The sequence below is a fragment of the Anaeromyxobacter oryzae genome, assembly GCF_023169945.1.
GTDB classification, from domain to species: Bacteria; Myxococcota; Myxococcia; order Myxococcales; family Anaeromyxobacteraceae; genus Anaeromyxobacter; species Anaeromyxobacter oryzae.
In genome coordinates this window covers 1,830,844-1,844,774 of sequence record NZ_AP025591.1, presented here as the reverse complement: position 1 = coordinate 1,844,774, position 13,931 = coordinate 1,830,844, and the positions used below count along the sequence as shown (strand labels likewise).

The following is a 13,931-nucleotide window of genomic DNA, read 5'->3' as shown; positions in this document are numbered from 1 at the left end:
CTCGCGGCGTGGCGGCGCGAGGGGAGACTTTCCATGGACCCGGCCCGGCAGGCGGCCTACTGGCGCAGCACGCTCCGGACGATCGGGGTCATCCTCGCCGTGTGGCTCGCGGTGTCGTGCCTGGCGGCGATCGTCTTCGCCGACGCGCTCGACGCGGTGCACGTCGGAGGGTTCCCGCTCGGCTTCTGGTTCGGGCAGCAGGGCGCCGAGCTGATCTTCGTGCTCCTCGTCGCCGCCTACGTCGCGGTGACGAACGCGCTCGACCGCCGGCACGGCGTGTACGAGGACTGACGCGATGGGCGCTCAGGCGTGGACCTGGACGATCGTCGGCGCGTCGGTGGTGCTCTACGTCGCGGTCGCGATCTGGGCGCGCGCGCGGACGACGAGCGCGTACTACGTCGCCGAGAAGCAGGTCTCCCCCGTGCTGAACGGGATGGCGACGGCCGCGGACTGGATCTCCGCCGCGTCCTTCATCTCGATGGCCGGGCTCATCGCCTCCTCGGGGCGCGACGGCTCCGTCTACCTGATGGGCTGGACCGGCGGCTACGTCCTCCTCGCCGTCCTCGTCGCGCCGTACCTCCGCAAGTACGGTAAGTACACCGTCCCGCAGTTCGTGGGCGAGCGGTACTACTCGAAGGGCGCGCGAGCGGTCGCGGTGGGGTGCGCGGTCTTCGTCTCCTTCACCTACGTCGCCGGCCAGCTCCGCGGCGTCGGCCTCGTGTTCTCGCGGTTCATGGGCGTCTCGGTGGAGCGGGGCGTCCTCGTCGGCGTCGTGATCGTCCTGCTGTACGCGGTGCTCGGGGGGATGAAGGGCGTCACGTACACGCAGGTCGCGCAGTACGTGGTGCTCGTCACGGCGTACCTCGTCCCGGCGATCTTCCTCTCGATCCTCCTCACCGGCGACCCGGTCCCGCAGCTCGGCTTCGGCGGGCGCCTGAGCGCGGAGGGCGCGGCGGTGCTCGGCGTCGAGCCCGGCCGGCACCTGCTCGAGGTGCTGGACGGGATCGGGCGGGAGCTCGGGTTCGGCCGCTACACGGGCGGCGCCCGCGGTCACGTCGATCTGCTCGCGAGCACGCTCGCGCTCATGGTCGGGACCGCCGGCCTCCCGCACATCATCATCCGCTTCTTCACGGTGCCGAAGATCCGCGACGCCCGCGCGTCGGCCGCCTGGGCGCTCCTCTTCATCGCGGTGCTCTACACCACCGCGCCGGCGCTCGCCGCGTTCGCGCGCACGACGTTCCTGCAGAGCCTGGAGGGGAAGCCGTACGCCTCGGCGCCCGCGTGGCTGAAGAGCTGGGAGCGGACGGGGCTCGCGAGCTTCGTGGACAGGAACGGCGACGGCATCATGCAGCTGTCGGCGGATCCTGCGCGGAACGAGGTGACGGTCGATCCCGACATCCTCGTCCTCGCGACGCCGGAGATCGCCCGGCTCCCGGCGTGGGTGACGGGGCTCGTCGCCGCGGGCGCGCTCGCCGCCGCGCTCTCCACCGCCACCGGGCTCCTCCTCGTCATCTCCGCGTCGATCTCGCACGACCTCGTGAAGGGGCTCTGGATCCCGCGCCTGTCGGAGAGGGCCGAGCTGTCGTGGGCGCGCGGCGCCGCGGCGGTGTCGGTCGCGATCGCGGGCTGGCTCGCGATCCACCCGCCAGGCTACGTGGCGGACGTCGTCGCGCTCGCGTTCGGCCTCGCCGCGTCGTCGTTCTTCCCGGTGCTCGTGGCGGGCATCTTCTGGCGGCGCGCCACGAAGGAGGGCGCGATCTGGGGGATGATCACGGGCACGGCGTTCACGACGCTGTACGTGCACTGGTTCAAGTTCGTGCGCCCCGACCTCGACGCCCCGGCGCACTGGCTCCTCGGGATCTCGCCCGAGGGGATCGGCACGGTCGGCATGCTCGTGAACTTCGCGGTGCTCGTCACCGTGTCGCTCCGGACGCCCGCGCCGCCCCAGGGCGTGCAGGACCTCGTGACCGCGCTCCGGTATCCGCGGGAGGCCGACCGGGCGCCGGCGCGCGCCAGCGCGGGCCTGAGCGGCCGCCGGCGAGGCTGAGATGGCCGCGCTCGACCCGGTCGCGTACCTCCGGTCGACCCCGCCCTTCGGCGCGCTGCCGCCGCCGCTCTTCGAGCACGCGGCGGCGGCGCTCGAGGTCGGCTTCTATCCGGCGGGCACGCGGCTCGCGCACGTCGGTGGCGAGCCGCTCCGGCACCTGTACGTGATCCGCAAGGGCGCCGTCCGCCTGGAGCGCGACGGGCAGGTGCTCCAGGTCCTCGAGGAGGGGGAGATCTTCGGCTACACCTCCCTCATCACCCGGCGCGCCACGCTCGACGTGCTCGTCGACGAGGACCTCCTCGCGTACCGGGTGCCGGGCGAGGCGTTCGAGGCGCTGCTCGTGGACGCGCAGTTCGCGAGCCACTTCGCGGTGGGGCTGGCGGAGCGGCTCAAGTCGTCGCTCGAGCACTCGGCGGTCGCGACCTTCCGGGCGGACCTGTCGCTCCCCGTCGGCCGCCTCGTCCGGCGCGCGCCGCTCTGGATCGGGGCGGAGGCGTCCGTCGGGGACGCCGCGCGGCTCATGCGCGCCGAGCGCGTGTCCTCGCTGCTCGTCCGCGGCGAGCCGCCGGGCATCGTCACCGACCACGACTTTCGCAACCGCGTCCTCGCGGAGGGGCGCGGGCCGGAGACGCCGATCGCCGAGATCCTGTCCCGGCCGCTCCGGACCGCCCGCGAGGGCGCGCCGCTGCACGAGGCCTGGGCGGTGCTGCTCGAGGCCGGCGTCCACCACCTGCCGCTCGAGCGCGGCGGCGAGATCGTGGGGGTGGTGACGTCCGGCGAGCTGCTCCGGGAGAGCGCGCACGGGCCCGTCGCGGTCCTGCGCGGCGTGGAGCGGCTCGCATCCCGCGACAGCCTCCCGGGGTACGCGCGCAAGGTGACCGAGATGGCGTCGGCGCTGCTCGCGGGCGGCCTGGACGCCGCGGCGATCGCCGGGTTCGTCGCGCGCCTGAACGACGCCCTGGTCGGACGCATCCTCCGATTCGCCGAGGCGGACCTCGGGGAGCCGCCCGCGCCCTACGCCTGGCTCGCGCTCGGGTCGGAGGGGCGGATGGAGCAGACGCTCCTCACCGACCAGGACAACGCGCTCGTCTTCGGCGACGACGGCGCGGGCCGGCGCGCCTACTTCGAGGTCCTCGCCGAGCGCGTGAACGCCGACCTGGAGCTGGCGGGCTTCCCGCGGTGCCCGGGCGGCTTCATGGCCCGGCGGTGGCACGGCCCGCTCTCGGAGTGGCGGGACCGCTTCGAGGGGTGGCTCGACCAGCCCGCGCCGCAGGCGCTGCTCGAGGCCGCGATCTTCCTCGACTGGCGGCGCGTGGCGGGGCGCCTCGACCCCTCGCCGCTCGAGGCGGTGCTCGCCGGCGCGGCGCAGCGGCCGGTGTTCCTGCGGTTCCTCGCGAAGGCCGCCCTGGGGTTCAAGCCGCCGCCGTCGCTGCTGCTGCGCCTGCGCGGAGAGGCGTCCACCGTCGACCTGAAGCTCCAGGCCCTGTCGCCCATCGTCGGGCTCGCGCGCTGCTACGGCCTCGAGGCGCGGCCGGGCGCGCGGAGCACCCTCGAGCGCCTCGACGCGGCGCGCGAGGCCGGCGCGCTCCCGGAGGACGTGCAGGCGGCGGCCGCCGAGGCGTTCCGGTTCCTCGTCGGGCTGCGCCTCCGGCTGCAGCTCCGCGCCGTCGCCGAGGGCCGTCCGCCGGTGGACGCGGTGGCGATGTCGGCGCTCTCCGCCATCGAGCGCTCTCGCCTCAAGGACTCGCTGCGCGCGGTGAAGGCCCTGCAGGAGCGGGCGGAGTTCCACTTCAAGGTCGCGTTCTGATGCTCTTCTCGTCGCCGGCGTGGGACGCGGTCGTCTACTGGTCGCTCGACCTCGAGACCGGCGGCCTCGATCCGCGGCGCGACGCGATCCTCGCCGTCGGGATGGTCCCGGTCCGCGCCGCGCACGTCCGCCTCGGCGAGGCCTACCAGACCCTGGTCCGGCCGGAGGGGAACGTGGACCCCCGGTCGATCGCGGCGCACCAGCTCGTCGCCGGGGAGACCCGCGACGCGCCGCCCCTCGCCGACGTGGTCCGGGAGATCGACCGGCGGCTCGATGCCCACGTCCTCCTCGTCCACCACCGCAAGCTCGACGTGCCGTTTCTCCGCCGCGCCTTCCGCGCCGCCGGGGTGCGGTGGCGCGAGCCGCCGGTCGTCGATACCGTCGAGCTCCTGCTCCGGCAGGCGCGCCGCGCGCACCGCGCGCACCCGGAGCTGCCGTCGGATCCGCCGTCGGTGAACCTCTCCGCGGCCCGCGAGCGGCTCGGGCTCCCCGGCTACGCGGCGCACGACGCGCTCACGGACGCGGTCGCCACCGCCGAGCTGTTCCTGGTGCTCCGCGAGGCGCTCGGGGCGAGGACCCTGCGCGACCTTCGCTGACGGCGCACCGCGGCACGCGCGCGAGGTGACTCACCGAGCGTCGCTGCGGTACCGTGGAGGGGCCCCCCATCCGAGGAGCCCTCGATGAAGCTGCTCGCCGTGCTCGCCGCCGCCTTGCCGCTCGCGGCCGTCGCCCAGTACTCGCCCGCCACCGACGTCCCGGCGCAGGCCGCGCCGTCCTCCGACGCGACGTCCGCCGCTCCGCCGCCCACCACGGGCTGGGCGCCCGCGCCGCAGCGGAACGCGCCGCCCGCATATCCGCCGGACGCCCCGCTCCGCCGCGAGAGGACCCGCGGCAGCTGGTACATCGGGTTCGGCCTCGGCGGCGGGGGCGGCAGCATCAGCGACTCGGCCGGCACCCATGGCCTGAAGGACTTCGTGGGGCCGAATCCGACGGTCCTCTCCATGAACTTCAACGTGGGCGCGACGATCTCGCCGCAGCTTCTCCTCGGGCTCGACGTCGGCGCGGTGGCGGCGATCTCGTCCACCGAGACGTCGCCGGGCGTGAAGGACACGCAGATCCAGACCACCTACTACGACGTCGCGCTCACGTACTTCCCGTGGGAGCGCGGCCTGTTCGTGAAGGGCGGCATGGGCCTGACGGCCCTGACGTGGGATCTCGACGCCGGCGGCAGGAGCACCTGGCGCGGCTACGACATGATGGCCGGCGTGGGGTACGCGTGGTGGCTCGGGCAGTCGTTCAACCTCACCTTCAACCTCGACGGGTCGAAGGCGTGGTACGGCTCGAACGGCCCGGACTCGACCCAGACCTTCAGCCTCCACCTCGGGTGCGAGTGGTACTAGGGGCGCTCAGCGCGCGACCGAGCACGGTCATCGCCGCGATCCCGAGGGCGAGCTCGAGCCCCGCCGCCCAGGCGAACAGCGGGCCGACGGAGCCGTACCGGTCGTAGCCGGCCCCGGCGAGCCCGTATCCGAGCCCGTTCCCGGCGCCGAACACGATCGCGGTGAACAGCGCCTGCCCCGTCGCGCGGAGCCGGCCGGGCACGAGGGCGCCCATCGCCGCGGTCGCGCTGCCCCAGAACAGCCCGAACGTGAGCCCGTGCAGGAGCTGGAGGAGCACGATCGCCGGGGCGCCGCGGGCGCCCGCGAGCAGCGCCCACCGCACGGCGCTGCCGAGGAACGCGGTGGCGAACAGCGCCCGGAGGCCGAACCGCGCCTCGAGGCGCGGGAACAGGAGGAGCGCGCCGATCTCGGCCGCGACCCCGGTGGCCATCCCGAGCCCGGCGACGTCGGCGGGAAGGCCGCGGTCGCGGACGAACACGCCGAACAGCAGGTGGAAGGGGGCGCACGCCATCCAGTGGACGGCGCAGCCGCCGAGGAGCAGCCCGAGGCGCCGGTCCGAGAGCAGGGCGAGCATGTCGCGCGGGCCGGGGCGGTCCGCGTGGGCGGGCGTCGCGGGCAGCCGCCGCGCGGCGAGGGCGTACCCGGCGACGAGGACGGTGACGATGACGGGGACGAGCGGATCGGCGGTCCGGCTGCCGCGGGCGGAGAGGACCCAGCCGGTCCCGAGCGCGAGCACGACGAAGCCGAGCGAGCCGAAGAGCCGGATGCGCGCGTAGGAGGCGCCGGGCCGCGCGCGGCAGTGCTCGAGCGTGACCGAGTCGACGAGCGGGACCACCGACCGGTCGCCCAGGGACATCGCGGCGACGACGAGCCCCATCGCCGCGGGCGTGCGGGCGAAGGGCAGGGCGAGCCCGGCGATCGCGGCCCAGCCGGTCGCGAGCGCGAGCGCGCGGGCGGGACCCGCGTGCCGGTCGGCCCAGGCCGCCCACGCCGTCGCGACGACCGGCGACATGAGCGAGGGCAGCATCTGCACGCCGCCGATCTGCTCACCGGTGAACCCGAGGCCGCGCAGGTACGGGGCGAAGAACGGCATGAAGGCGCCGACGTTGCCGTAGTACAGGAAGTAGACGAGGCGCAGGCGCGCGGCGGGGGCCATCGGGTTAGACTCGCGTGTACCATGGGCGACCTCGCGGCGATGGTGCTCTGCGCCGGGCTCGGGACGCGGCTGCGTCCGCTCACCGCGCGCGTCCCCAAGCCGGCGGTCCCCGTGTGCGGCGTGCCGCTCGTCCGCTGGTCGCTCGCCCTGCTCGCCGGGGCCGGGGCGCGCCGCGCCGTCGTGAACGTGCACCACCTCGCCGACGAGATGGCCGCGGCGGCGGGCGCGGCGGCGTCGGCGCTCGGGCTCCCGCTGCACGTCTCGCGCGAGCCGGTGATCGCGGGCACGGGCGGCGCGCTCCGCGAGGCGCGCGGCGCGCTCCGCGGCGCGGACGCGATCGTGGTCTTGAACGGCGACGTCCTCTTCGACCTCGACGTCGCCGCCGCGCTCGACGCGCACCGCGCGTCGGGTGCGCTCGCGACCATGGTCCTCCTGCCGATGCCCGCCGGCGCGAGCTACGCCGCGGTCGAGGTCGACGCGGGCGGCGCGGTCCGGCGCATCGCGGGAAAGTTCGGCCCGGGCGGCGAGCGGCTCTCGCCGTGGCACTTCACCGGCGTGCACGTCCTCTCGCCCGCGCTCCTGGACCGCCTCCCCGACGCGCCGTTCGAGGCGGACGTGAACCGCCACGTGTACCCGCCCCTCATGGCGTCCGGGGCGATCCGCGGCCACGTCGCGAGCGGCTACTGGAACGACCTCGGCACGCCGGAGCGCTACCTCGCGGCGAACCTCGACGTGCTCTCGGGCGCGGCGCCGACGGCGCGGTTCGCCGGCGCCGATCCCCTCGCGGCCGCCACGGCGCTCGCCCCCGGCGTGCACGTGGCGCCCGGCGCGGACGTCCACCCGGGCGCGGTGCTCCACGGCCCGGCGTTCATCGGGCCGGGCGCGCGGATCGACGCGGGCGCGGAGGTCGGCCCGCTCGCGGTGGTCGGCGCGGGCGTCCGCGTGCACCGCGGCGGGCACGTCACCCGGGCCGTCGTGTGGGACGGGACCGAGGTCCGGCCCGGCGAGCGGATCGAGGGCGCCATCGCGGCCGCCGCGGATCGGGTGGCGGCGCGGGACGGCGAGGCGGGATCGCCGCGCTAGTCCGGGGTCAGTCCAGCGCCTGCACGAGCACGCAGGTCACGTTGTCCACGCCGCCCGCCGCGTTCGCGGCGTCGACGAGGGCGCCGGCGGCGCGGCGGAGGTCGCCGTGCGAGCCGCGGACGATCTCCGCGATGCGCTCGTCCGGGACCATCCCCGAGAGCCCGTCGGAGCAGAGCAGCAGGACGTCGCCCGCCACGAGCTCCTCGCGCACCACGTCGATCTCCACCTGCGGCTTCATCCCGAGCGCCCGCACGATCACGTTCTTGTGCGGGAACGCCTGGATCTCCTCGGGGGAGAGCGCGCGGGTCTTGCGGTAGTCGTTGAGGAGCGAGTGGTCCTCGGTGAGCTGGCGGATCCCGCCCTGCCGGGCCAGGTACGCCCGGCTGTCGCCCACGTGGCCGACGAGGACGGTGCGCGCGTCCCGCGGGAACGCGGCGGCCACGATGGTCGTCCCCATCCCGTGCAGGCGCGGGTCGACCTGGGCGCGCTCGTGGATCCGGAGGTTCGCGAGCTTGATGCCGGTGAGGAGGCGGTTCTCGTCCGGGGTCCGGGCGGGGTCGAGCTTGTACGGCCAGGTGGCCTCGTCGTCGCGGCCGGTGAGGCGGAAGAACTCGGCCATCTCCTCGACCGCGATCCGCGCCGCCACCTCGCCCGAGGCGTGGCCGCCCATGCCGTCCGCGACGCACCAGAGCTGCTCCTCGGGCAGGAGCAGGAAGGCGTCCTCGTTGTGCGTCCGCTTGCGCCCGACGTCGCTGGCGCCGGCGTGGGAGAGCCGCATGCGCCGAGGAGGTTACCCCGGGTCGGGGGCCGGGTCGAGCAAGGGGTGGGGCCTCGGGGGGCACCCCGCGGCGCCGCCGCCGCTACCGGCCGCGCCGCTCGGCGCGCCGAGCCTCGATGGCCCGGAGCTCCCGGAGCGCGTCGGCGTTCCGCGGGTTCGCGACCGTCGCGGCCCGGAACAGCCGCTCGGCGCGCGCGTCGTCGCCCTCGTCACGGGCGAGGATGCCGGCGACGTACTGCGCGCGATCGCAGGAGGCGTCGCGGGTCGCCTCCTCGAGGAGCGCGCGCGCCCGCTCGCGGTCTCGCCGCACCGGGTCCAGGATCAGCGCGAACGCGAGCGCAGCCTGGTACTCGGGGCGCGGGTTCGCGCGGATGGCGGACTCGTAGAACCCGCGCGCGCGCGGGAAGTCGCGCGTCCGGAGGCACGCCTCGGCCTTCTGGAAGTCGACGCGCGCCGAGTCCACCTGCGCCTGCGGGACGCCCGCGCCCGACTTCCGCAGCGCGAGGTACTCGGCCCGGCGGCGGTCGTCGGAGAGGACCTCGTACGCCTCGTTCACGGCGGTGAAGAAGTCCCGCACCGTCTCCGAGAGGTCCCGGAGCGCAGGCGACGCGAAGCGGTCCGGGTGGAACTGGCGCGCGAGGGCGAGGAACGCCTTCTTCACGTCGTCGCGCGTCGCGGTCGCAGGCACGTCGAGACGCACGAAGAGGTCCCGCTCCTTCGCGCGGGGCGCGATCGCGAGGAGCGCCTTCCGGAGCCCGTCCTCGGCCGACCCCGGCGGCGCAGCGGCGGGGACCGTCTCGGCCGGCGCCGGCGCCGGCGTCGGCGTCGCGGAGGATGGGCGGGCGCCGGCGAACGGACCGACGCCCATGTTCTTCATCGCCTGCTGCAGGAGGCGCTGGCGGCGCGCGCGAGCCTCGGCGGGATCGCTGCGACGCGTCGCGGTCGCAGCGGGCGGCGTGCCCGTGGCCGCGCCCGGTCTCTCCGCGCCCCTGACCCGCGTCCCGTGGCCCGTGGAAGCTGGCCCGGGACTCGTGCCCTCCGCAGTCGCGGGCGGCGTCGGCGACGGAGCCGCCGCCGCGACCGGCCGCGGGATCGCCGTCGCCGTCGCCGTCGTCGGGATCGGCGGCGGCGTCCAGGCCGGCGCGTCGGTCGCGTCCAGCTCGAGGATGTCGAGCTCCTCGCGGACGAGGGCCGCGCCGGTGTCGCCGGGCGCGGCGGTGGCCGGCACCGCCAGCCCGAGCAGGAGCAGGGCCGAGAGGATCGCCCGCGCCCGCTCCGGCCGGACGTCCGACGCCGAGAAGAAGGCGTCGAGCCCGGCGGCCCGGACGATGCGCGAGACCAGCGCCCGCTCCGCGGCGGTCCAGCGGAACGCGCCCTCCACCTCGGCGTACCCCGACGAGAGCCGGACGCCGCCGGACGCCACCGGCTGCAGCGCGGACACGACGAGCGCCCCCGCCTGAGGTCGCTCGAGCGCGTCGACGATCGTGCGCAACGGCGACAGGAGGCTCGAGCGGGTCCAGGCGGGGACCTCCGCCGCCGGATCGAACCGGTATCCTCCGCGCTCGAGCGCGGCGATGAGCGCGAAGTACCCCGCCTGCTGCTCGGTGAGCGCGCGGTCCACGTCCGCGCGCGACACCACGCCCATCTCCAGGAGGAGCTCGCCCTGCGGGCGGCCCGTCCGGGCCATCTCGGCGAGGCTGCGCGACAGCGCGTCGATGTCGATGAGCCCCGCCTGGAGGAGCATGTGCCCGAGCGGCCGGAATCCGGCGAACACCTGCGCCCCGACCGGCCGGCCATCGCGGAACCAGAGCCGCGACGTCCCACCCCCGTGCTCGACGGCGAGCACCCCGCTCGCCCGGAGGTTCAGCGCCTCGAGCAGCACGGCCGCGAGCGGCGTCTGCGCGAGATCTCCGGGCTCGTGGAGGATGCTCATCCGGCGCGCATCTTACCCGAAGGGGCGCCGGCCTTCACCGCGCGCGCAGCGACCCGTACGCAGCGTAGAGCGCGACGCCCGCGGCCACGGCCAGGTTGAGGCTGCGCATGCCCTCCCGCATCGGGATGGCGACCTGCCGCTCCGGCCACGCCGCGAGGAGCGCGGGGGGCAGCCCGAGCTGCTCATGCCCGAAGACGAGGAAGTCGCCCGGCGCGAACGTCGCGTCGAAGAGGGTGCGATCCGCACGTGCGGTGAAGAGGTGCAACTTTTCGATTTGACCGCGGAGCGCCGTCGCTTCAAATTCGGGCCAGTCGCGGTGGACGCGGGGGGCGATCTCGGACCAGTAGTCGAGGCCGGCGCGCAGCAGGCTCTTCTCGTCGAGCGAGAACCCGAGCGGTCCGACGAGGTGGAGGCCCGCGCCGGTCACCGCGCACGTGCGCGCGACGTTGCCGGTGTTGGGCGGGATCTGCGGCGAGACCAGGACGATCTGCAGGGGCGGGTCGACGAGGGGCAGAGGCGGCATGGGCGGCATCGGCATCGTGAACAACCCCCGGTCCCGGCGCAACCGCCGCCACCCCGGGATCGCGCGCCGCCTCCGCGAGCGGCTCGGGGACGACGGGGAGGTCGTCGACGCCTCGACGCCGGAGGAGCTCGCGCGCGCCGTCGAGCGGTTCCGCGCAGCGAAGATCGAGGTCCTCGGCGTGAACGGCGGCGACGGGACCGGCCACTACGTCCTCACCGCCTTCGCCCGCGCCTACGGCGCCGAGCCCCTGCCGAAGCTCCTCCTCCTTCGGGGTGGCGCCATGAACACCGTCGCCCACGGCCATCACATCCGCGGCGGGCCCGACTCGATCCTGCGCGAGGTGCTGATCCGTCGCCGCCACGGATATCCGCTCCGGACCGTCGAGCGCGACCTCCTCTGCGTCGAGGCCGACGGCGGCCCGCCGCGGTTCGGCTTCATCTTCGGGACGGGGGTCGTCGTCACGTTCCTCGAGGCGTACTACCAGGGCGACAGCCCGTCACCGCTCACCGCGGCGGCGCTGCTCGTCCGGGCGGTCGGCTCGGCGCTCGCGGGCGGCCGCTTCGCGGCGTCGCTGACGCGCCGCGAGCCGCTGCGCGTCGTCACCGACGGCGACGAGTGGCCCGACGCGAGCTACCTGGCGCTCGTCGCCGGCTCGACGCCGGACATCGGCTTCGGGTTCAAGGTGTTCCACCGCTGCGCCGAGCAGCCGGGGTCGTTCCACGCCGTCGGCGTCACCGCCACGCCGCTCCAGATCGCGCTCGCGCTCAGGCGGATCCACGCGGGCCGGCCCTGGAAGCGCCGGCACGCGCAGGACGAGGTGACCCGCGACCTCCTCGTCGAGGCGGAGCGGCTCCGCTTCACCATCGACGGGGACCTCTACGCGGCCGAGCGCCGGGTCCGGGTCTCGACCGGTCCGGGCATCGAGATCGTGCTGCCGTGAGCCCCGCGCCCACACCGCCGTCGCCTTGACTCGGCACCCGTTCCGGTGCCTGATCCCCGGAACCGGCGCGCGCCGAAAAGGCGCGGAAAGGCGACACCTTGGCGAAGCAGCACCTGCTCCTCGTCGACGGCGACCCGAAGTCGCTGCGGGTGATGGAGGTCTCGCTCAAGAAGGCGGGCTTCTCGGTCACGACCGCCGTGAACGGCCGCGACGCGCTCGAGAAGTGCGCGATCTCCCCGCCGGACCTCGTCCTGTCGGACACGAAGATGCCGGAGATGGACGGGTTCGAGCTGTGCCGCCGCCTCAAGGAGGACGACCGGTACCGCGGCACGCCGTTCATCTTCCTGACCGGCCAGAAGTCGGTCGAGTACAAGGTGAAGGGCCTCGAGCTGGGCGTCGAGGACTACCTGACGAAGCCCATCTACATCAAGGAGATCGTCACCCGCGTCCGCATCCTGCTGCAGAAGAAGGAGAAGGAGCGGCTCGAGAAGAAGGACCTCAAGGCGAGCTTCGCGGGCAACCTCGCCGACATGGGCGTCGTCGACCTCGTGCAGACGCTCGAGATGGGAAAGAAGTCCGGCGCGCTGCACGTCAAGAGCACGAAGGGCGTCGAGGCCATCTGCTACTTCAAGGACGGCCGGATCCTCGACTGCGAGCTCGGCGGCAAGGTCACCGGCGAGAACGCCTTCTACCGGCTCCTCAACTGGCAGGACGGCGAGTTCGCCATCGAGTTCAAGGCGATCGAGCGGGACGAGCGGATCCCGGTCTCGACGCAGGGCCTCCTCATGGAGGGCATGCGCCGGATCGACGAGTGGGGCCGGATCGTCGAGCAGCTGCCGCGCCTCGACCGGCCCTTCGAGCTCGACTACGCGCTCCTCTCCGAGCGGCTCGCGGAGATCCCGGACGAGGTGAACGCGCTGCTGCGGCTGTTCGACGGCCGGCGCACGCTCGAGGAGGTCATCGACGAGGCGGACTACGACGACCTCGCGGCGGCCGGCGTGATCTCGAAGCTCTTCTTCGAGGGCATCATCAAGGAGGCGGCGCTCTTGCCCGTCGAGGCGGCTCCGCCGCCTGCGCCCGCGCCGCCCTTCCGGCCGGAGCCGTCCGCCGAGGTCCCGGCGGAGGAGCCGGCCGCGCGCGCGCCGGAGCCGCACCCCGAGCCGGAGGGCGTCGACTGGTTCGCGGGTCCGGTGCCCGGCGGCGCCGGCGCGCCCGGCGGCGGGGCGATGGCGACCGCCGGCGGACCCGCCGAGGCCGCAGACTCCAAGATCCTGCGCTTCCCGGAGCGCCGCCGCGAGCGGACCGAGGACGCCGACCCCGCCCCGGCGCCCGCGGCGCCGGCCGCGTACCGCCCGCCCACGCAGTACTCGATGCCCATGCCGCCGCCGGGCTCGATCCCGCCGCCGCCCTCGATCGCGGCGCGCGGGCACGGGCCCCGCACCGCCGCCGCGCAGCAGGCCGCGACGGCGACGCGCCCGCAGCCGGAGCCGACGCCCGCGGCGGTCGAGCCCGGCGCGCCGGTCCCGCCGGAGCCCGCCTCCGGGCCCGGCGCGGAGGACGCGTCGCGGCGCCGGTCGAAGGCGCCGATCGTCGTCGCGGCCGTGATCGCGGTCGTGGTCGCGGCGATCGCCTTCCTCGGCCGGCGGAGCCCTGCCGCCGCACCTTCGACGCCCGCGGCGGCCGCGGTCGCTCCCGTCCCGGTTCCGCGCGCGCCGGCGCCGGCCGATGCCGTCGCCGCGCCCGCGCCCGCGCAGGCGGCCGCGGAGGCGCAGCCCCCGACTCCCAGCCCCGCGGCGCCGCCCGCCGCGCCCGCGCCGGCCGCTGCGACCGCCGGGGCCTCGCCCGCCGCGCCCGCGGCGCCGCCACCCGCGCCACGGCACGACGACGCGGACGCGCGCCGCCTGCTCGCGATCGCCGAGAAGAAGTACGAGAGCGGCCGGTTCATGGACGCGATCGACGACTATCGCCGCGCGCTCGCGATCCGGCAGACCGCGCCGGGCCACGTCGGCCTCGCGCGGGCGCTGTACGACGCGAACCGCTCGAGGGACGCGCTCCGCGAGCTCGATCGCGCGGTGGCGCTCGACGGCGGCTACGCGCCCGCCTGGTTGCTCCTCGGCGAGATCCACCAGGGCGAGGGCCGCGCGCCCCAGGCCCGCGCCGCGTACCAGCGCTTCCTCCAGCTCGAGCCCCGGAGCGAGCAGGCCCGGGCCGTCCGCGAGATCCTCGCGAAGCAGCTGCAGTAGACGAGGGCTCGCGCGCGGCGG

At 75.4% G+C, this 13,931-nt stretch carries 12 protein-coding genes; 8 read left to right on the top strand and 4 right to left on the bottom strand.

Features of this window, described 5'->3' with window-relative positions; all coding sequences use genetic code 11:
- The first annotated feature begins 33 nt into the window (after window positions 1-33).
- The 5 genes from AMOR_RS08105 (at window position 34) to AMOR_RS08085 (ending at window position 5,254) form a co-directional block, all read left to right on the top strand.
- Complete coding sequence (locus AMOR_RS08105; protein ID WP_248360301.1) at window positions 34-291, top strand: DUF4212 domain-containing protein; 258 nt, start codon at window positions 34-36, stop codon at window positions 289-291.
- Window positions 292-295: 4 nt separating this feature from the next.
- A complete protein-coding gene (locus AMOR_RS08100) occupies window positions 296-2,047 on the top strand; it encodes a sodium:solute symporter family protein (protein ID WP_248360300.1) in 1,752 nt (583 codons plus the stop codon).
- 1 nt (window position 2,048) lies between these two features.
- Window positions 2,049-3,854 (top strand): DUF294 nucleotidyltransferase-like domain-containing protein, encoded by a 1,806-nt coding sequence (locus AMOR_RS08095; protein WP_248360299.1) that lies wholly within the window; start codon window positions 2,049-2,051, stop codon window positions 3,852-3,854.
- Window positions 3,854-4,450: a 3'-5' exonuclease gene (locus AMOR_RS08090; RefSeq protein ID WP_248360298.1), complete on the top strand. Its 597-nt coding sequence runs from the start codon at window positions 3,854-3,856 to the stop codon at window positions 4,448-4,450. The genes AMOR_RS08095 and AMOR_RS08090 overlap by 1 nt, the downstream gene beginning before the upstream one ends.
- An 84-nt stretch (window positions 4,451-4,534) precedes the next feature.
- Window positions 4,535-5,254 carry a hypothetical protein gene (locus AMOR_RS08085; protein ID WP_248360297.1) on the top strand — a complete coding sequence of 240 codons (720 nt, stop codon included), beginning with the start codon at window positions 4,535-4,537 and terminating at the stop codon, window positions 5,252-5,254.
- Here the strand turns inward: AMOR_RS08085 and AMOR_RS08080 are convergent.
- Complete coding sequence (locus AMOR_RS08080) at window positions 5,223-6,410, bottom strand: MFS transporter (RefSeq protein WP_248360296.1); 1,188 nt, start codon at window positions 6,408-6,410, stop codon at window positions 5,223-5,225. The two genes, AMOR_RS08085 and AMOR_RS08080, sit on opposite strands and share 32 nt — an antisense overlap.
- 21 nt (window positions 6,411-6,431) lie before the next feature.
- Here AMOR_RS08080 and AMOR_RS08075 point away from each other — a divergent pair, with 21 nt between their 5' ends.
- Complete coding sequence (locus AMOR_RS08075; protein ID WP_248360295.1) at window positions 6,432-7,493, top strand: sugar phosphate nucleotidyltransferase; 1,062 nt, start codon at window positions 6,432-6,434, stop codon at window positions 7,491-7,493.
- A gap of 7 nt (window positions 7,494-7,500) precedes the next feature.
- On the opposite strand, the gene AMOR_RS08070 is transcribed toward AMOR_RS08075, so the two are convergent.
- The 3 genes from AMOR_RS08070 to AMOR_RS08060 form a co-directional block, all read right to left on the bottom strand.
- Window positions 7,501-8,271 carry a Stp1/IreP family PP2C-type Ser/Thr phosphatase gene (locus AMOR_RS08070; protein ID WP_248360294.1) on the bottom strand — a complete coding sequence of 257 codons (771 nt, stop codon included), beginning with the start codon at window positions 8,269-8,271 and terminating at the stop codon, window positions 7,501-7,503.
- An 82-nt stretch (window positions 8,272-8,353) separates the two neighbouring features.
- Complete coding sequence (locus AMOR_RS08065) at window positions 8,354-10,204, bottom strand: DUF4388 domain-containing protein (protein WP_248360293.1); 1,851 nt, start codon at window positions 10,202-10,204, stop codon at window positions 8,354-8,356.
- Window positions 10,205-10,238: 34 nt separating this feature from the next.
- Window positions 10,239-10,727 carry a tRNA (cytidine(34)-2'-O)-methyltransferase gene (locus tag AMOR_RS08060; protein ID WP_248360292.1) on the bottom strand — a complete coding sequence of 163 codons (489 nt, stop codon included), beginning with the start codon at window positions 10,725-10,727 and terminating at the stop codon, window positions 10,239-10,241.
- Between AMOR_RS08060 and AMOR_RS08055 the strand changes: the two genes are divergently transcribed.
- On the top strand, window positions 10,726-11,667 hold the full coding sequence (locus tag AMOR_RS08055; RefSeq protein WP_248360291.1) for a diacylglycerol kinase family protein: 942 nt from the start codon (window positions 10,726-10,728) through the stop codon (window positions 11,665-11,667). The two genes, AMOR_RS08060 and AMOR_RS08055, sit on opposite strands and share 2 nt — an antisense overlap.
- Before the next feature lie 98 nt (window positions 11,668-11,765).
- A complete protein-coding gene (locus AMOR_RS08050; RefSeq protein ID WP_248360290.1) occupies window positions 11,766-13,910 on the top strand; it encodes a response regulator in 2,145 nt (714 codons plus the stop codon).
- The last annotated feature ends 21 nt before the right edge of the window (window positions 13,911-13,931 follow it).